Raw genomic sequence first — 23,789 nt, 5'->3', positions numbered from 1 at the left:
CAGCTGAGCGACGGCGCGACCCGACCCGCGAGCCACGGCGAGCGCGAGTCGCCGGTCGCTGAACAGCGCGTGGCCTGCGCTGTGCGCTGCCGAGTCGATCAGACGAACCGCCCCGGGTGGGAGACCTGCCTCGCGCAGTGCCGGGTCGAGCGCGTGCTCGACGATCGCGCGGGCCGTCCCGAGTGCATCCGACCCGATCCGGAACACGACCGAGTTGCCGCTGCGCAGGACACCACAGGCGTCGGCGAACACGTTCGGACGACCCTCGAAGACGAAGGCGACAACACCGAGCGGGGCGCTCCGCGCCTCGAGCGACCAGCCGTCGTGGTCGACCGTGTCGACGACGGTGTCGCGACCGGAGGCGGTGTCCCGCCAACCCTGCAGCCCCGAGATCATCGAACGTCGCATCGAGTCCGTGAGTTCGAGCCGGGTGGTCGATCGCCCGCGCGATCGTGCCGATTCGACATCGGACGCATTCGCGTTGGCGATCGACGCGAAGACCCCGTCGTCGGCGAGCAGGCGGGCGAAGGCTGCGAAGAAGTCGCTGATCTGCGTGTCGCTGCAATGAGCCAACGCACCGAACCCCTCCAGTGTCTGCGACACGGCACGGTCGACCAGCGCATGTTCGGCGGCGGGAACGTGCAGGAGGTCGCCGGTCTGCTGCACCACCACGAGGTGGTCACCGGAACGAAATGCAGACGCGAGATCTGCGCTGACATGCGCGACGCGGTCCCCTCCGAAGATGATCGCCTGGTCCTCGACCAGATGGTCGAGGCGTTCGAGTCGGGTCACCAGTCCAGACCTTCGAGCTCGGGGAGTTCCGCCATCATCACCGGCACACCCGTCTCGATCGAGCGATGCGCTGCGAAGCCGATCGCTGCCGACCGCAGCCCGTCCATCAACGTCACCTTGGCGGGCTCCTGCATGCGGATCGCATTCGCGAAATCGACGTGCTCGAGGTAGCTCGACCCATGGTGCAGTCCGACGTGTTTGATCCCCTCGTGGTGGATCTCGTACGTGTCGACGACGTGCTGTCCGTCGGACCGCTTCCCGACGCGGAGGAGGGATTCGGTCACCAGTGCCTCCATCTTGGCGACATCGCCGGTGACCACGATCTCCTGTTCGTTCACGCTGGCCTCCGCGAACATGCACAGGTCGAGCAGGCCGCGCGACCCGTCGTCGAAGTCGACGACGACGAACGCGTTGTCGAGGATGTCCGGGGTCTCCCCGTCGTAGCTCTCGTCGAGATGGTTGACCGACTGGCCGCCGGATGCGAACACCCGGACCGGATCGGCACCGGTGATCTGCATCATCAGGTCGAAGAAGTGGCACGTCTTCTCGACCAGCGTGCCACCGGTGTTCCGACTGAACCTGTTCCAGTTGTCGACCTTGGGAAGGAACGGGAAACGGTGCTCACGAATGGCGACCATCTTCACGTCGCCGACCGTTCCGGCCTCGAGTTCGCTCAGCAGTCGCTGCGTGGGCGGCATGTACCGGTACTCGAGGCCCATCCAGATCACGCGGTCGTGTTCGGATGCCTCGGCGGCCTCGACGACCTCACGACACGCTTCGAGTGTGGTGCACAACGGCTTCTCGGTCAGGATGTGGACCGGTCGGGCGATCGCGTCGAGGAGGATCTCGTGATGCGTGTGGTTCGGCGCGGCGATCACGACGGCATCGACGAGCCCGGAGTCGAGCAGGTCGTTGTGGTCGTCGAACGTGGCGAGGTCGGCGCTGAGACCCACGGCGATGCGGGCCCACTCGAGCGACTCGGCGTGCGGGTCACAGACCGCCGTGACGACCGCTCCGTCGACGGCCATGACGTTGTGGATGTGCTCGACACCCATCATCCCCGTGCCGATCACCCCGTATCGAATTCGTGACGTCTGCGCGACCATGCCACGAAGCGTAGGGCGCTTTGCCACACTGGGACGGATGAGCGACGATCGTTTGTACTTCCGTCAGATGTTGTCCGGTCGGGACTTCGCCGCAGGCGACCCCCTGGCCGAACAGATGGTCAACTTCGTGTACGCGATCGGCGACCGGTCGACCGGCGAGTGCGTACTGGTCGACCCCGCCTATGCCGTCGGCGACATCGTCGACGCGGTCGAAGCCGACGACATGACCGTCACCGGGGTCCTCGCGACCCACTACCATCCGGACCACGTCGGCGGCTCGATGATGGGACACACGATCGAGGGCGTCTCGTCGCTGCTCGAGCGGATCGACTGCCCGATCCACATCCAGGCCGACGAGTGCGAGTGGGTGACCCGCACGACCGGCGTCGGCGAGGAACACCTCGTCACGCACGGTTCCGGCGACGTGCTCACGGTCGGCTCGATCGACATCCGCCTCCTGCACACCCCGGGCCACACCCCGGGGAGCCAGTGCTTCCTCGTCGATGGCCGACTCGTCGCCGGCGACACCCTCTTCCTCGAAGGTTGTGGACGCACCGACCTGCCGGGATCCAATCCCGCCGAGATGGCCGACAGCCTGCGTCGCCTCGCCCAGGTCCCCGACGACACGATCCTGTTCCCCGGGCACCGCTACTCTGCGGCGTCGAGCGCGCCGATGGAGACCGTGAAACAGATCAACTTCGTCTTCGACCAACTCTGACGGTCATCCGGTGTCAGGCACCCGATGACCGTCAACTCGCGGTCACTCGGGTGACCTTCCCGTCCGACCAGGCCACCAGCGCGACGTCGTCGGCCACGGCGACCGAACTCGGATACTCATCCACGTTCTCGGCCGAGTTCTCGCCGCTCGAGACCTGTTGCAGCATCCACCCGTCGTCGACGAATGCCAACACCCAGAACTCCGGCCGCATCTCCCCCTCGAACGGCTCGGGCATCTCCATCTCGGCCATGTCGATCACCGACCCGTCCGCTGCGATGATCTGCCGGGTCACGTCGTCGTAGGAAATGGTCACGATCGGCTCGCCCGTCGCCGGATCGAGGATCCGGAACCCGTCACCGAAGTCGCTCTGGTAGTCCAGGTACTCGAATGGTTCGCCCGCACCTCCGCCGTCGGACGTCTCGGTGACCACGACGTTTCCGGTGGCGATCTCGGTCAACTGATACGTGGCCGAGAATTTGTCCCCCGACGACGTCGACTCGAGCTCGTACCGATAGCCGTCGACCTCGGCGCTCTCCGTGCTGCCGACGGAGTCGACGTACGGGTCGTCGGAGCTGCCTTCGCCGTAGTCGGCGAACAGGAACGCACTCTGCGACAACCCTTGCGGCTGTGCACCGTCGGGCAACTCCGGCACCGCCACGGTCGACCAGCCTCCGGCGTCGAGGTCGCCGGCATACAGCATCGGGGCGCCCCGTCCGTCGGTCGTTCGGACGACCACACCATCGGGGGTTTCGATGATCGCGTCGACGAACTCGGCGTCGGGCAGGTCGATCGGCGACCACTCGATTCCGTCGGGCGATTGACGGGCCTCGGGGCCGAACTCGACGAACACGTCGCCGATCGCAGCGACGTCGAACCAACCACCTGCCGTATCCGTCGACTCCGTCAGCGCTCCGTCCCAGGTCCCGGCATACCGGTGCTGCATGTTCGTCGAGTCGAGCGATGGTGGCCCGTCGATCCCGAGTTCTTCCCACGTGAAGGTCAACGTCTCGTCCGGCTCGCGACCGTCGGAGTCCTCGCCGTACAGGCCGATCGTGACGCCGGCATCACCTTCGCTGACCGACATTCCTCCCCCGGTGTTGATTCGTTCCTGGAGCTCCGGGTCGAGGTAGCGGACCGGGTCGAACTCGATCGAGGCGTCGATCGAGATGATGTATCCGTCATCGATGGCGGCCAGGCCGTGGCTGTACACGGAGTAGGGCAGCGTCGGGTCGACATCGGCGGGTCGCTCGGGAACCGGGATGGTCTGCACCGACCAGTTGATCAGGTCGGTCGAGGAGTGGATCTCGATCGTCTCGGGGACCGGCGGCACAACGTCTGCGATCGTGTCGTCCGCCGGTGCGGCCGGCTCGACGGTGGTGATCGAGGAGAAGACGAATCGATCACCCGTGCTCGTCGCCTCGTTCCAGAACTCGACACCCTCCGGGAACGCAGCGTCGATCTCCCGCCATTCGACGCCGTCGGGACTGAAACGGATGGTGCGGACCGGCGCGGTGGGCTGCGCCGAGTAGACGGCGTCGTACACGGCACTGTTGTTGGACAGGATCTCGGTCACGACGTCGAGCATCCCTGCCTCTTGCAGGATCTCGATCGCCTCGTCGATCGTGGGCGGCAGACCGTCTGGGAACAGGTCGACGACCTCGGGCGGGAACGCCGCCACCACCTCGTCGGGCAGCGCGCTCGGCAATGGCTGGGGCTCGAACGAAGTGCGGATCGACAGGAACCCGTCCTTCCAGCGGAACAGTTCGTGTTGGCCGAGGCCAGCAGCCCCCGTGAGCATCGGATCGTCGACGAGGGTCGCCGCCGACGGCACCAACCTCACCGGTGTCGGTTGACCCGGGACGGCGGTCACGGCACTCGATTCCTGATCGCCATCGGACAGATCGTCGGCGACGGCGACGGCGGGCGCATCGGTCGTGGCGGGGTCGGTCACCGTCGGCGGTGTCTCCGTGGGCGTGGAGTCCGCCGGTTCTGTGGGCACCGGATCGGATCCTGGCGCGCTGACGATCCGGTCGTCGTCGGATCCCCCGGTCGCGAGGTTCGCGATGACGACGCCCGAGACGACGAGGACACCCGCTGCGGCGAGACCGGACACGGCGGTCCGGCGACGCCGGCGCTGCGTTGCCGTCGTCTGCACCGTTGCGAGCATCGCCGTCGGGTCGCCGACGTCGACACGATCCGCGGCGGCTCCGATCTCCGCGACCAACGGATCGGGCGCGGTGTGATCCGCAGACGCGCTCGGTTCGTCGGCCGCCGGTTCGACGGCCGCCCGGTCGTCTGCGGCCGGGTTGATGGCGTCGCTCGGGATGTCGGCTTCGTGATCGGGCTCTTCGCCACGGTTGTCGTCGGATTCCATGTCAACTCCTGTCCTCAGGCGGTACGCAGATCGTCCGCGAGTCGTTCGAGTGCCCTGCTCAGTCGGCTCTTGACCGTCCCGGGACGAATCCCGAGAGCCGCGGCGATCCGCTGCTCGGACCAGTCGAGGTAGTACTTCGCCACCACGACCGCCCGGTGATCGGGCGACAACCGACGCAGGGCCGGCACGATGCGGAGATCACGGTCGGCCGACTCCGCTGCCCGGTCGGGCGCATCGGCGAGCTCGCTCGCCAGCGCGGATTCGGAGATCTCGCGGACGGTCTTGCGACGCCGCGAGCGAGCCCAGTTCAACCCGACGCGATAGATCCAACCGGTCGGATTGTCGTACCGTCCGACACGATTCCAACGCTGCAGGGCCCGGGCGAACCCTTCGGCGGCCGCATCCCGACCGAGATGATCGTCACCGAGTGCGAGGCTGAGCGCACGCACGATGCGGTCGTGGTGCGACGCGAAAAAGTCGTCGAAGCTCTCGACGGTGACGTGGTGTCGTTCCGCGACATCTGCCACATCCGCCACATCGTCGTCCGGCGTCATCGATGTACCTTCGGCGACCACACTCACACCCACAAACGCACGAGCGGACCGATCGGTTCCGCATCTCGTCGACATTGTTCCACCGTGGTCGCCGGACTCGTCGCGAAGAACCGGCGCAGCTCGCTACGACGGTCCGAGGAGACGCATCATCACTCGGCGGTGGGGCGAGGGGTCAGCAGTCGTCTTTGGCGGGGATGACGATCTTCAGCCCGGGATAGAAGGCCTCGTAGCCGTTCGTTCCCTGGTTCGCCTCGTCCATCGCCTCGACCGTGACATCGAACTTCTCGGCCACCTTCTGGCGGCTCGTGTCGCCCTCTTCGATCGTGTAGCTGCCGGCCTCGCAGTTGCTCCCGGGATCCGGGATCGTCTCGCCGGCTGCGGCGGTTTCGTCCTCGGCAGGTGCGGCGCTGTCGGCGGTCTCGGCGTCGTCGGCGGGCGCCTCCGCGCTCGCAGGGATCTTGATGATCGCACCCGGACCGGGGAATTCGCTGCTCGCGCTCGACCAGCCGTTGGCGGCCTCCAGCTCGGCCAGCGAGATCCCGAAGTCGTCGGCGACCTTGATCCCGTAGTCGCCCGCCTGCACCTCGTAGTCGGTGGTCGGCCCGGAGGCTGCCGCCTCTTCGGGGGCCAGCGTGCTGGTGGTCGCGGGTGCGATGGTCGCGTAGCTGGTGACGCCATCGGCGAGTGTGATCGTGGGCTTCGATGCCGCCGACGAATCGTCACCGCCGCAGGCACCGAGCAGCATTGCGGCGACCACGGCCGGTCCGACGGCTGCGGCCACGCGCGATGTTGTCCTCATCTTCATTCGGCCAGTGTATGACGTTCCGCCATGGCGCCGGTGTCAGCGCTCATGTTCCGGGGCGGTGTTCGTCACATCAGCGGGCGGGCGGTCGGAGGGATCGGAACCGGCAGTCGGGTCTCCCCCATCAGGTATTCGTCCACTCCCGCGGCCGCTGCTCGGCCTTCGGCGATCGCCCACACGATCAGGCTCTGGCCCCGACCCATGTCGCCTGCCACGAAGACACCCGGACGGTTGGTCATGTACCGATCGTCACGGGCGACGTTGCCGCGCGGGTCGTAGTCGAGCTCCATCTCGTCGAGCCACGAACCCTTCTCGGGGCCGACGAAACCGAGGGCCAGGAAGACGAAGTCGGCCGGGATCTCCCGGTCGGTTCCCTCGATCTTGGTGAACCGGCCGTCGATCATCTCGACCTCGTGCAGCGTCAACGCCTTCACGTTGCCGTTGCCGTCGTCGGTGAACTCCTCGGTGTTCACGCTGTAGATGCGCTCTCCGCCCTCTTCATGCGCGGAGGTGACCTTGTAGACCATCGCGAACTGAGGCCACGGATTCTTCGCACCGTCGCGGGTTGCGGCCGGCATCGGCATGATCTCCAGCTGGGTGACCGACGCCGCTCCCTGGCGGTGGGCGGTGCCGAGACAGTCGGCTCCGGTGTCTCCGCCGCCGATGATCACGACGTGCTTGCCATGCACGTCGATCGGCGACGTCTCGATGTCACCCTGCTGCACCCGGTTCGACGGAGGCAGGTACTCCATCGCCTGATGGATGCCGTTGAGCTCCCGCCCGGGGATCGGCAGGTCACGCCACTGGGTGGCGCCGCAGGCGAGGACGACCGCGTCGTGCGATGCGCGCAGCACCTCCATGTCGACGGTCGATCCGACGGCGGCATTGGTCCGGAACTCGGTTCCTTCGGCCTCCATCTGCTCGAGCCGCCGGTCGATGTGCCGCTTCTCCATCTTGAATTCGGGAATCCCGTAACGGAGCAGCCCGCCGATCCGGTCGGCCCGCTCCAGCACGACCACGTCGTGGCCGGCGCGGGTGAGTTGCTGCGCCGCTGCGAGACCGGCCGGACCCGAACCGATCACAGCGATCTTCTTGCCGGTTCGCACGGACGGCACGTGCGGGGTGACCCACCCCTCCTCGAACGCGCGGTCGATGATCTCGACCTCGATCCGCTTGATCGCCACCGGGTCCTGGTTGATCCCGAGGACGCATGACGATTCGCACGGGGCGGGACACAGGCGACCGGTGAACTCCGGGAAGTTGTTCGTGGCGTGGAGGCGTTCGATGGCAGCCTGCCACTGGCCGCGATAGACGAGGTCGTTCCAGTCCGGGATCAGGTTGCCGAGGGGGCAGCCGTTGTTGCAGAACGGAATCCCGCAGTCCATGCACCGCGCCGCCTGATGGTTGAGGCGTTCCTCGGGGAAGTCCTCGTAGACCTCTTTCCAGTCCTTCAATCGGACCGGTACCGGACGGTGCTCCGGCGTCTCGCGTCCGAACTCCAGGAATCCTGTCGGCTTGCCCATCGTCAGACCCTCGCTGCTTCCATGATCTTCTCCACGGTTTGTTCCTCGTCGAGGCCGTCGGCCTCGGAGCGGGCGATCACGTCGAGCACCCGCTTGTAGTCGGTTGGCATCACCTTGCGGAACTTCGACACGTCGACGGCCCACGAGTTGAGGATCGAGGCTGCAACGGGCGAACCCGTGAGGTCGCGGTGGCGCAGCACGATCTCGTGCAGGCCGGAGCGATCCTCCTCGTTCAGCGGCTCGATGTCGACCATCTCGTAGTTGACCTTCTCGGCGAAGGTGCCGTCGGGGTCGTAGACGTATGCGATCCCACCGGACATTCCCGCACCGAAGTTGCGACCCGTCGGGCCGAGCACGACGACGCGACCGCCGGTCATGTACTCACAACCGTGGTCACCGACACCTTCGCTCACCGCGAGCGCACCCGAGTTACGGACACAGAATCGCTCACCCACGTTGCCGCGCAGGAAGATCTCTCCGCCGGTCGCGCCGTAGGCGATCACGTTTCCGGCGATCACCTGGTCCTCGGCGGCGAACGGCGCATCCGGGTGGGGCTGGACGATCAGCCGACCGCCCGACAGGCCCTTGCCGAGGTAGTCGTTCGTGTCGCCGATGAGGCGCATCTGGATTCCCGACGGGACGAAAGCACCGAAGCTCTGACCGGCCGAGCCGGTGAACGTGATGTCGATCGTGCCATCGGGCAAGCCCTCGCCCTTCCACTGTTTCGTGACCTCGTGTCCGAGCAGCGTGCCGGTCGTGCGGTTGATGTTGCGGATCGGGAGTTCGATCTCGACCGGCTGAGCGTCCGCGATCGCGCCGCGAGCCCGTTCGATCAGTTGCTGGTCGAGGGCGACGTCGAGTTCGTGATCCTGGCCGACCGATTGGATCATGGTCTGGCCATACGGGTTCTCCGGGCTCATCAGGATCGGGCTGATGTCCAGGCCCGAGGCCTTCCAGTGATCGATCGCCTGATGTGTGTCGAGACATTCGACATGGCCGATCATCTCGTCCATCGTCCGGAAGCCGAGCATCGCCATGATCTCACGCACCTCTTCGGCGATGAACTGCATGAAGTTGACGACGAACTGGGCCTTGCCGGAGAAGCGCTCGCGCAGCACCGGATTCTGGGTCGCGATTCCGACGGGGCAGGTGTCGAGATGACAGACACGCATCATGATGCAACCGGACACGACGAGCGGAGCGGTCGCGAAGCCGTACTCCTCTGCTCCGAGGAGAGCGGCGACGACCACGTCGCGACCGGTCTTCATCTGACCGTCGGCCTGGACGACGATGCGGTCGCGCAGTCCGTTGAGCAGCAGGGTCTGCTGCGTCTCGGCGAGACCGAGTTCCCACGGCCCGCCCGCGTGCTTCAGCGAGGTGAGGGGGCTGGCACCGGTGCCACCGTCGTGGCCCGAGATCAACACGACGTCGGCCTTCGCCTTGGAGACTCCGGCGGCAACGGTTCCGACCCCGGTCTCGGCGACCAGTTTGACGTGGACCCGCGCCGACGGGTTGGCGTTCTTGAGGTCGTGGATCAGTTGCTTGAGATCCTCGATCGAGTAGATGTCGTGGTGCGGCGGCGGGCTGATCAGCCCGACTCCCGGGGTGCTGTGGCGCGTGGTCGCGATCCACGGGTACACCTTGTGCCCCGGCAGCTGTCCGCCCTCGCCGGGCTTGGCACCTTGCGCCATCTTGATCTGAATGTCGTCGGAGTTCGTGAGGTACTCCGACGTGACCCCGAAGCGTCCGGACGCCACCTGCTTGATCGACGAACGTCGCTCCGGGTCGTACAGACGCTCGGCGTCCTCGCCGCCCTCACCGGTGTTCGATTTGGCGCCGATCTGGTTCATCGCGATCGCGAGCGTCTCGTGCGCTTCCATCGAGATCGACCCGTAGCTCATCGCGCCGGTCGAGAAACGCTTGACGATCTCGCCGACCGATTCGACCTCGTCGATCGGAACAGGTTCCCGGTCGACGACGAAGTCGAACAGCCCGCGCAGCGTCATCAGCTTCTTCGACTGGTCGTCGACGGTCGCCGTGTACTCCTTGAAGATGTCGTAGCGTCCGCTCCGCGTCGAGTGCTGCAGCTTGTAGACCGTCTCGGGGTTGAACAGGTGCGGCTCGCCCTCGCGGCGCCACTGGTACTCACCGCCGAGTTCGAGCTTGCGGTGCGCGCGCTCCTCGGGCCGCTTCGGGTTCGCCGCGCTGTGCCGGTCGGCGACCTCGCGGGCGATCTCCTCGAGGCCGATCCCCCCGAGCTTCGAGATCGTCCCGGTGAAGTACTTGTCGATCAGTTCGTCGCCGAGTCCGATCGCCTCGAAGATCTGTGCGCCGGTGTAGGAAGCGACGGTCGAGACGCCCATCTTCGACATCACCTTGAGGACGCCCTTGTTGGCGGCCTTGATGTAGTTGCGGATCGCCTGGTTCGAATCGAGCTCACCCATCCCGTGCATACCCTCGGCGATCAGGTCCTCGATCGACTCGAACGCCAGGTACGGGTTGATCGCGCCGGCGCCGTAGCCGATCAGCAGGGCCATGTGATGCACCTCGCGGGCGTCGCCTGCTTCGACGACCAGACCGGCCATCGTGCGCTGCTTGGTGCGCACCAGATGGTGGTGGACGGCTGCGGTCAAGAGCAATGACGGGATCGGGGCGTCGACGGTGTCCGCGTTGCGGTCGGACAGCACGATGATCCGCACGCCCTCCTCGATCGCGGTCGAGGCCTGGCTGCAGACCCGCTCGATCGCTTCGGCCAGACCGGCGCCACCGCCGTCGACCCGATAGAGCCCGGACAGCACCTTGGCCCGCAGGTCGGGATGGTCGCCGTCGTCGTCGATGTGGATGATCTTCGCGAGTTCGTCGTTGTCGATGATCGGGTTCGGTAGGGCCAGCTGCTTGCACGATTCCGGGCCGGGGTCGAGGAGGTTCGCCTCGGGTCCGACGCTGGAGCCGACCGAGGTGACGACTTCCTCACGGATTGCATCGAGCGGTGGGTTGGTGACCTGCGCGAACAGTTGCTTGAAGTAGTCGAACAGGAGTCGCGGGCGCTCCGAGAGCACGGCCAACGGGGTGTCGGTGCCCATCGAACCCAACGCCTCCATCGCCCGTGTGGCCATCGGGGCGAGCAGGATCTTCAGTTCCTCGTGGGTGTAGCCGAACATCTGCTGGCGCCGCAGGACGCTGTCGTGGCTGAACACGACGTGTTCGCGTTCGGGCAGCTTGTCGAGGTCGACCATTCCGGCGTCGAGCCATTCGCCGTACGGGTGCTCTGCGGCGAGCGACGCCTTGATCTCGTCGTCACCGACGATGCGACCCTCGTCGGTGTCGATCAGAAACATCTTGCCGGGCTGCAGCCGACCCTTGGCGATGACCTTCGACGGTTCGACGTCGATCACACCGACCTCCGACGCCATCACGACGAGGTCGTCGTCGGTGACCCAGTAGCGGCTCGGCCGGAGACCGTTGCGGTCGAGCACCGCTCCGATCACCTTGCCGTCGGTGAACGTGACGCTCGCCGGTCCGTCCCACGGTTCCATCATCGACGCGTGGAAGCGGAAGAAGTCGCGCAGTTCCTTCGACATCGTCGTGTCGTTCTCCCACGCCGACGGGATCATCATCATCACCGCGTGGTGCAGCGGGTATCCACCGAGGTGCAGCAGTTCGAGCACCTCGTCGAATCGAGCGGTGTCCGATGAACCCGGCGTGCAGATCGGGAACGCCCGGTCGATCCCGGGAAGGTGCGGACTCTCGAGCATCGCTTCGCGAGCGCGCATCCAGTTCTGGTTGCCCTGAACCGTGTTGATCTCGCCGTTGTGGGCGACGAAGCGGTACGGGTGAGCCAGCGGCCAGGACGGGAAGGTGTTCGTCGAGAAACGCGAGTGGACGAGCAAGAGCGCCGATTCGATCCGCGGGTCGGTGAGGTCACCGAAGAACTGGCTGAGCTGCGGCGTCGTCAGCATTCCCTTGTAGACGATCGTCCGCGAGGACAGGGACGCGAAGTACGTGTCGAGCTCGTCCACGAGCTCGCGCCGCGACCGCTTTCGCGCCACGAATGCCTTGCGGTCGAGATCGATGCCGGTCGCACCGCCCGGATCCGAGACGAACAACTGCTTGAACGTGGGCATCGCCTTGCGCGCGGTGGCACCGAGACACTCCGGATCGACCGGCAGATCGCGCCAGCCCAGCACCTGGAGTCCGACATCGTCGATCGTCGCGTCGATCGCAGCCTGTGCCTTCTCGCACGCGATCGTGTCCGCCGGGAGAAATGCGATGCCGGTCGCGTAGGCGCCGGCGGCCGGAAGTTCGAAGTCGACCACGTCGCGGTAGAGGACGTCGGAGACCTGCAGCAGGATTCCGGCACCGTCGCCGGTGTCGGGCTCGGCGCCGGTGGCACCCCGGTGCTCGAGATTCGTCAATGCCGTCAGCCCGGTCACGACCAGTTCGTTCGAGCGAACACCCTTCAGGTTCGCGACGAAGGAGACACCGCACGAATCGTGTTCGTTGCGGGGGTCGTACAGACCGATCGGTCCGGGAGCCTGGATCATCTGGAACATCCTCGATGGGTTCGTCCGGGCGCGGGCCCAGAAGGATTCGTTGCGAACGCTGCGCAGGGTCGACGCTGACCGAACGGCGATGCCTCGGCGCTGAGGCATGCCCGGACCTGGTCCGGGCGGGGAAATCGTATTCTAGGGGCTGACCACCGGCGGAGTGAACCTCGTTCTCAAGTGATCGCCTCCGCGACCTCTGCCTGACCGTCCCCCCATCCCCACCCCGCCGGTGAGATGTGAGACAAACCCTCCGCCCCGACTCTCACCACAGGGTGATCGGACCCCGCTCCGGTGAGATGTGAGACACGCTGTCGCGCTCGCATCTCACCGGAGGTGGATGCGTGGCCGGGGCAGTGGGGTCGGGTCAGGCCAATCGGGACTTGACCAGATCGGCGACCGCGCGGCCGTCCGCGCGTCCGGCGACCTCGGTGTTGACCGCCTTCATCGCCGTGCCCATGTCGGCCTTCGACGCGAAACCGTGCGTCGCGAACACGTCCGACACGATCGCCTCGAGCTCGTCGGACGTCAGTGCGGCCGGGAGGTAGGCCTCGAGCACGCCGATCTCGGCGCGTTCATCGGCGGCACGGTCGGTCGCACCACCGGCCTCGAACGCTTCCGCCGCATCGATTCGTCGCTTGACCTGCGACTTGAGCACCGCCTGGACGCCGTCGTCGTCGAGCGTCGTGGCAGCATCTCCCGCCACCTGCGCTTCCTGGACGGCAGCGATCGCTGACCGGAGCGTGCGCTGACGCAGCGTGTCACGCGCCTTCATCGCTGCGGTGAGGTCGGCTCGGATCTGATCGATCAGCATCTCGCCAGTCTGGCGTCAGTCGACGAAGACCGGAGGACGATTTTCGAAGCCCGACATCACGGCCTCCACCTGGTTCGGCGATCCGATCTGTGCACCGATCACCCGTCGCTCCTCGGCGAACGCGTCCGCCGCACCGTCGTGGTCGAGGCGGTTGAACAGCTCCTTCGCTCCGCGGACGGCACCGGGGCTGCGACCCGCGATCTCGCGAGCCAGCGCCATCGCATCCTCGAGGGGCGTCTCACTCAGCTTTGTCGCGAGGCCGAGCGCATGCGCTTCACGCCCGTCGAAGACGCGGGCGGTGTAGGTGAGCTCGCGTGCCACGTCGGGCCGCACCAGTGTCGAGAGCATGAACGTGCCGGTCATGTCGGGCACCAGTCCCCAGTGGATCTCGCGGACCGACATCTTCGTGTCGGGGTGCACGATGCGGATATCGGCACCGAGCGCGATCTGGATGCCACCACCCAGCGCGTGGCCGTGGACGGCGGCGATCACCGGAACCGGGATCTCCTGCCAGACCCAGCAGACCTGCTGTCCGAGGTGGGTGATCCGGCCGTCGGCCATCTCACCGGGATTGCCGTCGTTCTGGCTCGCCGCTTTCTCGACGTCGTCGCTTCCGGAGTCGGCGAGGGCCTGCATCGAGGAGAAGTCGAGCCCCGCACAGAACGACGCTCCGTCGCCCGAGAGCACGACGGCGCGTACCCCGGGCTCGGTCTTCAAGCGTTCGCCGGCGTCGGCGATTCCGCGAAACATCGCGTTGTCGAGGGCGTTGCGCTTGTCGGCGCGGTTCAGGCGGACGTCGGCGACGCCGTCGGTGATCGAGATGGTGACACGGTCGGACATCCCCCGAGCATGCCAGATCACCCACTCCGACACCCGCTCCGTGCTACAAACTGCCCATGAGCATGACACCACCGCCCCCGCCGCCTGCAGACCCGAGCTCCTCGAGCGCAGGTGGACCTCCCCGACCGCATCCGAAGGGCACGCTGGTCCTCGTGCTCGGCATCGTGTCGCTGTTCATCTGCGGCATCATCCTGGGTGTGGTCGCGTTCATCATGGGGAACAACACGGTCAAGGAGATCGATGCGAACCCCGGTGCGTACACGAACCGCGGTTCCGCCAATGCCGGTCGCATCCTCGGCATCGTCGCCGTCGTACTCAACCTGCTCGTGATCGTGATCGTGGCCGTCACCGCCTCCAGCTGAGCGAGCGGTCGGCCGGGCTGACATGCTCGGTCGATGCATCTCGATCTTTCTGCTGACGACGTCCTGACCACCACCCGCTCGGTCCGCAAACGCCTGGACCTCGATCGCCCGGTCGATCGCTCGGTCGTCGAGGAGTGCCTCGAGATCGCATTGCAGGCTCCGACGGGGTCGAACTCGCAAGGGTGGCAGTTCGTATTCGTCGAGGATCCGGCCAAGAAGCAGGCACTCGCCGACATCTACGCGCGGAACTTCCAGAAGTACGCGGGCGTCGCCGCATCGAACCAGTACCAGCCGGGCGATCCGCGCCACGACCAGAAGGACCGGGTCACGTCATCGGCGATGCACCTCGTCGAGAACTTCCACCGGGTGCCGATCCTGATGATCCCGTGCATCACCGGTTCGCTGGACAAGGCGCCGACGTTCCAGGCAGCATCCGCGTGGGGGTCGATCCTGCCCGCGGTGTGGAGCTTCATGCTCGCGCTCCGCGAACGTTCACTCGGCTCGGCGTGGACGACGATCCACCTGATGGATGGCGGCGACGCCGAGGCGGCCGAGTTGCTCGGCATCCCGCACGACGAGGTCACCCAGGCCGGTCTCTTCCCCATCGCCTACACCGTCGGGACCGACTTCAAGCTCGCCGACCGGCTCCCACTCGACACCGTTCTCCACTGGGACGAGTGGTGACCGAGTCGTGAACTGGCATCTCGCGCCGCGACGGTCAGCGCTTCCAGGCGACGAGGTCGCGGTCGATCTCGGCGAGTGAACGGCAACCGGTGAGCGCCATCGTCCGCTCCATTCCGGACCGGAGGAAGTCGAGCAGCCAGTCGACTCCCGCCTCGCCCCCGGCGCCGAGTGCCAGGAAGTACGGTCGTCCGAGCGACACAGCGTCCGCACCGAGAGCGATCGCCTTCACGATGTCGCTCCCCCGACGGATACCGCCATCACAGATGATCGTCGCCTGATCGCCGATCTCGTCGCGTACCGGCTCGATCAGCGACACCGGCGTCGGTGCATCATCGAGTTGACGACCGCCGTGATTCGACAGGGCCAAACCCTCGACACCCAGTGCGGCCGCTTGCTTCGCGTCGGCGACCGTCTGGATCCCCTTCAACACGATCGGACCGTCCCAGATGGATCGAAGCCACTCGATGTCGTCCCATGACAGCGCTTGGTCGAATTGACGGGCGACGTGATCGGCGAGCGTGATCGCCGTCGAGCCGTCCTCGTCGTGACGACCGACGATGTTCGCGAACGTGATCGGGCCGCCGTTGAGGAAGTCCCACGTCCACGCCGGGTGGATCGCACCATCGATGAGGGTCTTCGGTCCGAGCTTGGGCGGCAAGGTCATCCCGCGCCGGACATCGCGTTCGCGACGTCCGAGAACCGCGGTGTCGACGGTGAGCCAGACGGCGCCGTAGCCGGCATCGCGTGCCCGCCCGACCAACTCCTCGACCAGGCCGCGGTCCTTCCATGTGTAGATCTGGAACCACTTCTCGCCGTCCGGGTTTGCCTCTGCACACTCTTCGATCGACCGCGTTCCCATCGTGGACAACGACCAGGGGATCCCGGCACGGCCGGCGGCGCGCGTCACCGCCAGTTCGCCTTCGGAGTGGGCGATCCGCGTGAATCCTGTCGGCGACAGGATCACCGGCATCGAAGCCGGCACACCGAAGATCGAGGTCGAGGTGTCGAGGTCGGACACGTCGCGCAGGATCCGCGGCCGGAACTCGAGCCGTCCGAAATCCGAGGAGTTCGTGTCCAGCGTGCGCTCGTCCTCCGCTCCCCCGTCGATGTAGTCGAACACGCCCGCCGGCAACCGGCGTTTCGCCATCCGCCTGAGGTCATCGACCGATGCAACCTTCTTCAATCGGCGCTTCGTCGAGTCGAGTTCGAACGTGTCGAACTGGGCAACGGAGCGAAATGTCTCCCACATCTGCATGCCAGGAGCGTAGAACGCCGGGTCATCGCATCCGGCAACGCGATGGCTCAGGCAACGATCGGTTCGGCGTCGGCGAAGGATGCATCGAGAAGTTCCCCGGCGATCGCATCGACCAGCGCCGTCGCCACGGCGGGAGCCTCCCCCGGCACGGTCCGTGCGATCTGGTGGACGAGCGGCAGCTCCGGCAGCTCGCTCGATCGGGGCCATTCGATGATGTCGTCATCGAGGTATCGGGAGCCGAGAACGGCGACGCCGAGCCCCGCCGCCAACGCAGCGCGAACGCCGCGGGTCGTCGAAGCCGAGAACGCGACGAGATGGTCGATCCGCGCCGCGACGAGGTCCGGTTCGCTCAACGACCGGTAGAAGCACTGCTCGCCGAAGGTGATCAACGGAACCGGTGCCAGCCGGTCCTCCGTCATCGCGTGGCTGCTCACCCAGTGCAACCGGTCGCTCCAGAGCACCGTGTCGGTCGACCGCAGGTTCGCGTCCGACACCTGCATGATCGCCACGTCGAGCTGGCCACGGTCGATGCTGCGGGCCAGGTTCCGGGTGTAGTCGATCACGAACTCGATCGACGCGTTCGGGTGCGACCACTTGAATCGCCCGAGCAGCGACGCCATCTGCACCGCGTCGACCTCCTCGTTCGATCCGAGCTTCACCGTTCCGGTCAGTTCGGAGCTGTTCAGACGTGAGGCGGCCCGGTCGTGGATCTCGACGAGCGACCGTGCGTCGGGGATCAGCGCCCGACCGTCCCGGGTCGGCCGCAGCGTGTGCCCGTCACGGATCAACAGCGGTCGCCCCACCCGCTCCTCGAGCCGCTTGATCTTCCAGCTCACCGACGACTGACTCATGTTCAGACGCTCGGCGGCGCGGGTCATCCCTCCGTAGTCGAGCGCCGCCAGGAGCGTGCGGAGCGATTCGACATCGAGTTGCAATGTGGCGGCCATGAGATCGAGCATGACAGACCGACATGCAAATCACAAGAGCATGTCGCTTGCGTCATGGACTCGGAAGGCGAAGACTGGACCTCATGAACACCACATTCACCCCCGAGTCCCCCACCGAACCCCCCACCGAGTCCGCCACCGAGTCCCCCACCGTCAGCTCCATCAGCACCGTGTCCACCGCCGGCGCACCGACCTCCGCCACCGAGATGCCGCTCGCCTGCACCCGGGCACACAACCCCTTCGTCGAGACGACACCGAACATCGGCCAGGCATGGTCGCGCGACCGGGTCCTCGAGCAACCGACGAAGCCTCCGGATCGCGTCACGCCGGCCCGCCAGGTAGGGCGGCGCCCTTCCGCGTTCCGCCGGATCGGTTTCGCCGCGATCGAGCTGGTGCGGATGTCGACCTCGCCGTCGGACCGTGCGCTGGCACCGATCGACGGGGCGCATCGCTCGCCTCGCGGATAGCGGCGCTTCCACCTCGGCCCCGAGGATTCTCAGTCGACGAGCCGGAGACCGCTCGGGGTCATGCTCGGCTCGGAGTGAGGGAGGTCGACCACGAACTCGGTGCGATGCGCCGCGAATACATGCTCGCTGAGCAGCAGCGCGCGCCCGGCGTGATCGGTGGTCACGCGCTGGCAACGCAGCAACGGCGCACCGACGGGGACCCCGAGCAACGCGGCATCGGCCGCTGCCGCGATGTCGGCTCCGATCGTCTGCGTCGCACCTCGCAACTCCACGTCGAGCAACTCGTAGAACGGTCGCCGTTCGACGTCGCGACGAGACAACGACGCACCGAGATCGGCCGGACACCACACGGTGACCACCGCGAACGGCTCACCGTCCGCGAGGTTGACCCGCTTGACCCGGAGCACCTGATCGACGTCGAGGATCTTGCGGACGCGCGCCGGTGCCGGCTCGAACGCGAACTCCTCGATCTTGCGTTCCGACAGCTTGCCCACGCCCTCGACCTGCGACTCGATCGTGCCGAGCGACTGCAGCGACTGCTGCACGGGCTCACCGGCCACATACCAGCCGAAACCCTGTCGCGCGTCGATCAAACCCTGCTCGCGCACCAATTCGAGCGCGCGTCGAATCGTGACCCGTGATGCCCCGAACTCGGCAGACATCTCCGACTCCGACGGCAACACGGACCCGACGGGCGCATCGGCGAAACGGGACCGCAACTCATCGGCGATCTCCTGGTACCGGATGTGCCTCATGCGGATTCCTCGCCGGCATCCAGCCGAGCACGATCTGCGACATCGGCAGCTTCCACGACGTCGTTGCCGGCATCGATCAGCTCGATCCGATTCCCGAACGGGTCGAACACGTGGCATCGCACGATGTCGGGGATCTCGGTGTTCCAGGTCGCGTCGAGGCCGGAGGACCCAATGAACTCGGCCAGGCCGTTCATCGTCAGACCAGGGTGGGCCTTGCGCGCCGGGACGAACGCGTCCTCGGCGCCGACGTGCACGCGCACCACACCCGACTCGAACCACGCTCCCCCACGCGCCGCCATCACGGCGGGCTTGGGGACCTCGCTCAGGCCCAGCAGTCCGGCGTAGAACCGGCGCGCCTCGTCCTCACCGCCGATCGGGATCGCGACCTGGACATGGTCGATCGCAACCCAGCGCGCCGATGCGCCCGCTGCAGAACTCCGTGTGGATGACATGGATGACCTCCTGACGTCCACCTTACTTGTATCTAACTTGTCTGCTATGGTTGAGGCATGGCCACCGTCTCTCCCAACACCCCCATCGAGCTCGTCGAACAGGTCTACGCCGCGCTTCCGGGCAACGTCGACATCGCCCGCTCACGGCTTGGACGCCCGCTGACGCTCACCGAGAAGATCCTCGTCAACCACCTCAGCGATCCCGAGAACCAGGAACTCGTCCGGGGCGACAGCTACGCCGACTTCCACCCGGATCGTGTCGCGATGCAGGACGCGACCGCTCAGATGGCGCTGCTCCAGTTCATGACCGCGGGTCTGCCCGAGGTCGCCGTCCCGTCGACGGTCCACTGCGACCACCTCATCCAGGCAAAGGTCGGTGCCAAGATTGACCTCGGAGTCGCTGTCGACACCAACGAGGAGGTCTACGACTTCCTCAAGTCGGTCAGCGCCAACTACAACATCGGATTCTGGGGTCCTGGCTCGGGCATCATCCACCAGGTCGTCCTCGAGAACTACGCCTTCCCCGGCGGGATGATGATCGGCACCGACAGCCACACCCCCAACGCTGGTGGGCTCGGCATGGTCGCGATCGGTGTCGGCGGAGCGGACGCCGTCGATGTGATGACCGGGTTCCCGTGGAACGTCAAGTGGCCCAAGGTGATCGGCGTGAAGCTCACCGGCGCGCTGTCGGACTGGAGTTCCCCCAAGGACGTCATCCTCGAGGTGGCACGCCAGCTCACCGTCAAGGGCGGCACCGGTGCGATCGTCGAGTACCACGGCCCGGGTGCCGAGACGATCTCGGCGACCGGGAAGGGCACGATCTGCAACATGGGGGCCGAGATCGGAGCCACCACGTCGGTGTTCGGCTACGACGCCAACATGGCCGCCTACCTCAAGTCGACCGGGCGTGAGGCGATCGCCGACGCCGCCGACGGTGTCGCCGAGGACCTCCGTCCCGACGATGGAGCGCTCTACGACCAGTTGATCGAGATCGACCTCGACCAGCTCAAGCCGCTGATCAACGGGCCGCACACGCCCGACCTGGCACACAAGGTCGGCGCCGGCCTCGGCGACGCCGCGCGCGAGAACGGATGGCCGCTCGAGCCGTCCGCCGCCCTGATCGGGTCGTGCACGAACTCGTCGTACGAGGACATCACCCGCGCAGCATCGATCGCCCGTCAGGCGGCGGCGCGAGGACTCACCGCGAAGGTCCCGCTGATGATCACGCCGGGGTCGGAGCAGACCCGGGCGACGATCGAGCGCGACGGATTGCTCGCCGATCTCGAGGCGATCGGTGCGACCGTCCTGGCCAACGCGTGCGGCCCGTGCATCGGTCAGTGGAGCCGGCCCGAGACCATCTTGAACCAGACGAACACGATCGTCACGTCGTACAACCGCAACTTCCCGAAGCGCAACGACGGTTCCGCGAACACGCTCGCGTTCGTCACCTCACCCGACACGGTGATGGCGATCGCGCTGGCGGGTCGGATCGACTTCGACCCGACCACCGACACGATCACCGCCCCCGATGGCAGCGAGGTCAGCCTCGATGCGCCGGTCGGACAGGTGCTGCCCGACGCCGGCTACGACCCGGGTGAGGACGCGTTCACCGCTCCGCCGGCCGACGGCCACGACGTGGCGATCGCCGTCAGCCCCTCCAGCGACCGATTGCAGCTGCTCGAGCCCTTCGAGCCGGTCCCGTTGGAGCGGTTCAACGACCTGCCGGTGCTCGTCAAGGCACAGGGGAAGTTCACCACCGACCACATCTCGATGGCCGGACCGTGGCTCAAGTACCGCGGTCACCTCGAGAACATCTCGGGCAACCTGTACCTCGGTGCGGTCAACGCATTCTCGAAGTCCGACGGCAGCGACTACGAGGTCGGCTATGGCAAGAGCCAGCTGACCGGCGCGGTCCAGACCTTCCCCGACCTCGCCAAGGCGTACCACGAGGCCGACCAGCCGTGGGTCGTGATCGGTGACGAGAACATGGGCGAGGGGTCGAGCCGTGAGCACGCGGCGATGGAACCCCGTTTCCGGATGGGTCTGGTTGCGATCGCACGCAGCTTCGCCCGGATCCACGAGACGAACCTGAAGAAGCAGGGCATGGTCCCGCTGACTTTCGTCGACCCGGCAACCTACGACGCGATCGGTGAGGACGACCGCATCAGCGTCATCGACCTACCACCCGTACCCGGTGAAACGGTCACGTGCCGGATCACCAAGCCCGACGGGACGACGCTCGACTTCGAGTGCAACCACACGTTCAGCCCCGAGCAGGTCGAATGGTTCCAGGCTGGATCTGCGCTCAACATCATCCGCCAGAAGTCGCAGGGCTGATTCGCTCTGGCTCGTTCGTCCAAGCGGCGAGAGCAGCACCGCACGTCGATCGTCACCGACGACGGCGATGATCGACGTGCGGAGATCATCCTTCCGATCGGGAGCATCGAGTCGGACGCTCCGATCAGCGTCAAGAAGTTGCGCCGCTGGTTCCCCCCGGCGCGCGGCTTTCGGACCGGCGAGCTGAATGCGGTCGACGGCTCGGTGTCGCTCGTCCTCGACGACTTCATGTTCACGCTCTACATCGGCGGCGAAGTCCAGTCGAGCGAAGCGTCAGGCACGCACGACGGAGCGGAGTTCGCAGCGCTGGCGCGCGACAACCGGGTCGACGTCTATCTCACCGACGGAGTCGACGCTCGTCGGGCGAAACCGGAGGACCTCGCCGCCGCCGCCGCGGATGGACGCCTCCTCGCTGGCTCGGTCGCAGCATTCGTGGTCCACACCCTCTGACGGATCGACTGGGGTCAGACCCCAGTTGATACGTCAGCGATTCGGGGGGTCAGGCGCGGGACCGGTTTCGACGTCGTTCAGGTTCGGCCCGGTCATCTCAGGCATTCGCTGATCGGCGGCCACCGGACGCGTCGGTGTCGCGGTAGACCTCGGTGTGGTCGGGGGGCAGCGGCGTGTTCCCGAGGATGAGATCCGCAGCCTTCTCGGCGATCATCATCGTCGGTGCGTAGGTGTTGCCGTTGCTCACGTTGGGCATACACCCGGCGTCGACCACCCGCAGACCGTCGGACCCCCACACCTTCATCGACTCCGGATCGAGTACGGCCAGCGGATCGTTCCGCGCCCCGATCTTGGTCGTGCACGACGGGTGTAGCGCAGTCTCGGAGTCGCGGGCGACCCACGCCATGATCTCGTCGTCGGTCTCCACTGCGGTCCCGGGTGAGATCTCGCCCGCGTTGAACGGTTCGAAGGCCGGCTGCGCGAGGATCTTGCGAGCGGTCCGCACCGCCTCGATCCACTCGCGCCGGTCCTGCTCGGTCGACAGGTAGTTGAACTGCACCGCCGGGTGTTCGCGCGGGTTCGTGGAGGTGATCTTCACGGTCCCACGAGCATCGGAGTACATCGGGCCGACGTGCACCTGGTAGCCGTGCTCGATCTTCGCATCGCTTCCATCGGGTCGAGACGGTGACGAGCCGTCGTAACGGATCGCGATCGGCAGGAAGTGGAACATCAGATTCGGGTAGGCCTCGCTCGGATTGCTCCGCACAAACGCTCCCGCTTCGAAGTGATTGGACGTCCCCGGGCCCTTCCGGAACAGCCACTGCAGTCCGATCCACGGCTTCTTCCAGTGCGCGAGGTGCGGTTGGATCGAGACGGGCTCCTTCGACTCGTACTGGATGTACACCTCCAGATGATCCTGCAGGTTCTCGCCGACGCCGGGAACCTCGGCGACCACGTCGATCCCGAGCGACCCGAGATGATCCGGGTCGCCCACGCCCGACAGTTGCAGCAGCTGCGGGCTGTTGAACGCCCCACCGCAGAGGACGACTTCTCCGGCGGTGATCCGCTCGGTCCGGCGGACCTTCTGGATCTCCACGCCGACCGCGCGAGTTCCCTCGAACAGCACGCGGTTGACGTGGGTGCGCGTCATCAGATCGAGGTTCGGTCGATCGAGGACGGGGTGCAGGTAGGCGCGTGCCGCGCTCAGCCGTCGACCGCGCACGACGTTTCTGTCGAACGCCGAGAACCCCTCCTGGCGGAATCCGTTGACATCATCGGTGCGGTTGAAGCCGGCCTCGACGCCCGCGCGCAGCCAGGCATCGAAGAGCGGGGTCGCGGCTGGACCGCGTTCGAGCTTCAGCGGCCCGTCGTCGTTGCGCCACTCGTCGGCCCCGGCGAGGCACGTCTCCATCCGCTTGAAGTACGGCAGGCAGTGCGCCCAGTCCCAGTGTTCGAGTCCCGGGAGGGCACCCCATTTGTCGTAGTCCATCGGGTTTCCCCGCTGGAAGATCATCCCGTTGATGCTCGACGAACCGCCCAGCACCTTGCCGCGGGCGTGATACACCCTGCGACCGTCCATGAACGGCTCCGGCTCCGACTCGTACTTCCAGTCGTAGAACCGACTCCCGATCGGATACGCCAGGGCGGCGGGCATGTGGATGAACACATCCCATTTCCAGTCTCGACGGCCGGCTTCGATCACCAGGACTCGCGTCGATGGGTCGGTGCTCAGGCGGTTGGCGAGGGCGCATCCGGCGCTGCCACCGCCGACGATCACGTAGTCGTACACGCGGGCAGTCTGCCAGACGCACACCATCCCGGACGGCGGGCCGAATCAGAGTGGCCCCGAGATGCCGCCGTCCTTGCGGACCCGCCAGAAGTGGATCGCCATGAAGATGACGATCACGAACGGCAGGAACAACACGTGGAGCACGTACCACCGCAGCAGCGTGTTCGGGCCGATCTCCTTTCCGTCGAGCAGGACGAATCTGACCTGATCGCCGAACACGGGCG

At 66.4% G+C, this 23,789-nt stretch carries 21 protein-coding genes; 6 read left to right on the top strand and 15 right to left on the bottom strand.

The features are described from left to right. Positions 1-792: aldehyde dehydrogenase family protein (locus WBV89_RS16770; protein ID WP_423982488.1), on the bottom strand; the 792-nt coding region annotated here is incomplete at its 3' end. After that, the gene (locus WBV89_RS16765) at positions 789-1,898 is read right to left on the bottom strand and encodes a Gfo/Idh/MocA family protein (RefSeq protein WP_423982487.1); all 1,110 of its coding nucleotides are present in this window, start codon (positions 1,896-1,898) and stop codon (positions 789-791) included. The genes WBV89_RS16765 and WBV89_RS16770, both read right to left, overlap by 4 nt. A 37-nt stretch (positions 1,899-1,935) precedes the next feature. Here WBV89_RS16765 and WBV89_RS16760 point away from each other — a divergent pair, with 37 nt between their 5' ends. After that, positions 1,936-2,616: an MBL fold metallo-hydrolase gene (locus tag WBV89_RS16760; protein ID WP_423982486.1), complete on the top strand. Its 681-nt coding sequence runs from the start codon at positions 1,936-1,938 to the stop codon at positions 2,614-2,616. 31 nt (positions 2,617-2,647) lie between these two features. Here the strand turns inward: WBV89_RS16760 and WBV89_RS16755 are convergent, their stop codons facing one another. The 7 genes from WBV89_RS16755 to WBV89_RS16725 all read right to left on the bottom strand — a co-directional run bounded on the left by WBV89_RS16755 (position 2,648) and on the right by WBV89_RS16725 (position 14,067). Next, positions 2,648-4,990, bottom strand: a complete 2,343-nt coding sequence (locus WBV89_RS16755; protein WP_423982485.1) for a hypothetical protein — start codon at positions 4,988-4,990, stop codon at positions 2,648-2,650. 14 nt (positions 4,991-5,004) lie between these two features. Further along, positions 5,005-5,544, bottom strand: coding sequence for an RNA polymerase sigma factor (locus tag WBV89_RS16750; protein ID WP_423982484.1), 540 nt, complete (start codon positions 5,542-5,544; stop codon positions 5,005-5,007). A gap of 172 nt (positions 5,545-5,716) precedes the next feature. After that, complete coding sequence (locus WBV89_RS16745; RefSeq protein ID WP_423982483.1) at positions 5,717-6,349, bottom strand: LysM peptidoglycan-binding domain-containing protein; 633 nt, start codon at positions 6,347-6,349, stop codon at positions 5,717-5,719. A gap of 65 nt (positions 6,350-6,414) precedes the next feature. Continuing rightward, positions 6,415-7,869 carry a glutamate synthase subunit beta gene (locus WBV89_RS16740; RefSeq protein WP_423982482.1) on the bottom strand — a complete coding sequence of 485 codons (1,455 nt, stop codon included), beginning with the start codon at positions 7,867-7,869 and terminating at the stop codon, positions 6,415-6,417. 2 nt (positions 7,870-7,871) lie between these two features. Beyond that, positions 7,872-12,413, bottom strand: a complete 4,542-nt coding sequence (gene gltB, locus WBV89_RS16735) for a glutamate synthase large subunit (RefSeq protein ID WP_423982481.1) — start codon at positions 12,411-12,413, stop codon at positions 7,872-7,874. A 367-nt stretch (positions 12,414-12,780) separates the two neighbouring features. Continuing rightward, positions 12,781-13,227 carry a GatB/YqeY domain-containing protein gene (locus WBV89_RS16730; protein WP_423982480.1) on the bottom strand — a complete coding sequence of 149 codons (447 nt, stop codon included), beginning with the start codon at positions 13,225-13,227 and terminating at the stop codon, positions 12,781-12,783. A gap of 15 nt (positions 13,228-13,242) precedes the next feature. Further along, positions 13,243-14,067 (bottom strand): crotonase/enoyl-CoA hydratase family protein, encoded by an 825-nt coding sequence (locus tag WBV89_RS16725; protein WP_423982479.1) that lies wholly within the window; start codon positions 14,065-14,067, stop codon positions 13,243-13,245. Positions 14,068-14,123: 56 nt separating this feature from the next. Here WBV89_RS16725 and WBV89_RS16720 point away from each other — a divergent pair, with 56 nt between their 5' ends. Together WBV89_RS16720 and WBV89_RS16715 are read left to right on the top strand one after the other, a co-directional pair. Further along, on the top strand, positions 14,124-14,429 hold the full coding sequence (locus WBV89_RS16720; protein WP_423982478.1) for a DUF4190 domain-containing protein: 306 nt from the start codon (positions 14,124-14,126) through the stop codon (positions 14,427-14,429). A gap of 33 nt (positions 14,430-14,462) precedes the next feature. Next, complete coding sequence (locus tag WBV89_RS16715; RefSeq protein WP_423982477.1) at positions 14,463-15,113, top strand: nitroreductase family protein; 651 nt, start codon at positions 14,463-14,465, stop codon at positions 15,111-15,113. A 34-nt stretch (positions 15,114-15,147) separates the two neighbouring features. On the opposite strand, the gene WBV89_RS16710 is transcribed toward WBV89_RS16715, so the two are convergent. Further along, a complete protein-coding gene (locus WBV89_RS16710) occupies positions 15,148-16,368 on the bottom strand; it encodes an alpha-hydroxy acid oxidase (protein ID WP_423982476.1) in 1,221 nt (406 codons plus the stop codon). 47 nt (positions 16,369-16,415) lie between these two features. After that, positions 16,416-17,315, bottom strand: a complete 900-nt coding sequence (locus tag WBV89_RS16705; RefSeq protein WP_423982475.1) for a LysR family transcriptional regulator — start codon at positions 17,313-17,315, stop codon at positions 16,416-16,418. Positions 17,316-17,398: 83 nt separating this feature from the next. Between WBV89_RS16705 and WBV89_RS16700 the strand changes: the two genes are divergently transcribed. Continuing rightward, positions 17,399-17,782: a hypothetical protein gene (locus WBV89_RS16700; protein ID WP_423982474.1), complete on the top strand. Its 384-nt coding sequence runs from the start codon at positions 17,399-17,401 to the stop codon at positions 17,780-17,782. 29 nt (positions 17,783-17,811) lie between these two features. Here the strand turns inward: WBV89_RS16700 and WBV89_RS16695 are convergent, their stop codons facing one another. Further along, complete coding sequence (locus WBV89_RS16695) at positions 17,812-18,537, bottom strand: GntR family transcriptional regulator (protein ID WP_423982473.1); 726 nt, start codon at positions 18,535-18,537, stop codon at positions 17,812-17,814. Beyond that, positions 18,534-18,989, bottom strand: a complete 456-nt coding sequence (locus WBV89_RS16690) for a glyoxalase (RefSeq protein ID WP_423982472.1) — start codon at positions 18,987-18,989, stop codon at positions 18,534-18,536. Before WBV89_RS16690 ends, WBV89_RS16695 begins: the two co-directional genes overlap by 4 nt. A gap of 57 nt (positions 18,990-19,046) precedes the next feature. Here WBV89_RS16690 and WBV89_RS16685 point away from each other — a divergent pair, with 57 nt between their 5' ends. Further along, complete coding sequence (locus WBV89_RS16685) at positions 19,047-21,326, top strand: aconitate hydratase (protein ID WP_423982471.1); 2,280 nt, start codon at positions 19,047-19,049, stop codon at positions 21,324-21,326. Positions 21,327-21,464: 138 nt separating this feature from the next. Continuing rightward, positions 21,465-21,776 (top strand): hypothetical protein, encoded by a 312-nt coding sequence (locus WBV89_RS16680; RefSeq protein ID WP_423982470.1) that lies wholly within the window; start codon positions 21,465-21,467, stop codon positions 21,774-21,776. A 97-nt stretch (positions 21,777-21,873) separates the two neighbouring features. Here the strand turns inward: WBV89_RS16680 and betA are convergent, their stop codons facing one another. Next, on the bottom strand, positions 21,874-23,592 hold the full coding sequence (betA, locus tag WBV89_RS16675) for a choline dehydrogenase (protein WP_423982469.1): 1,719 nt from the start codon (positions 23,590-23,592) through the stop codon (positions 21,874-21,876). An 18-nt stretch (positions 23,593-23,610) separates the two neighbouring features. Next, positions 23,611-23,789: cytochrome b N-terminal domain-containing protein (locus tag WBV89_RS16670; protein ID WP_423982489.1), on the bottom strand; the 179-nt coding region annotated here is incomplete at its 5' end.

It is taken from the genome of Ilumatobacter sp. (genome assembly GCF_049588435.1).
Classification (GTDB): domain Bacteria; phylum Actinomycetota; class Acidimicrobiia; order Acidimicrobiales; family Ilumatobacteraceae; genus Ilumatobacter_A.
This window is presented reverse-complemented; position numbering and strand designations above follow the sequence as displayed.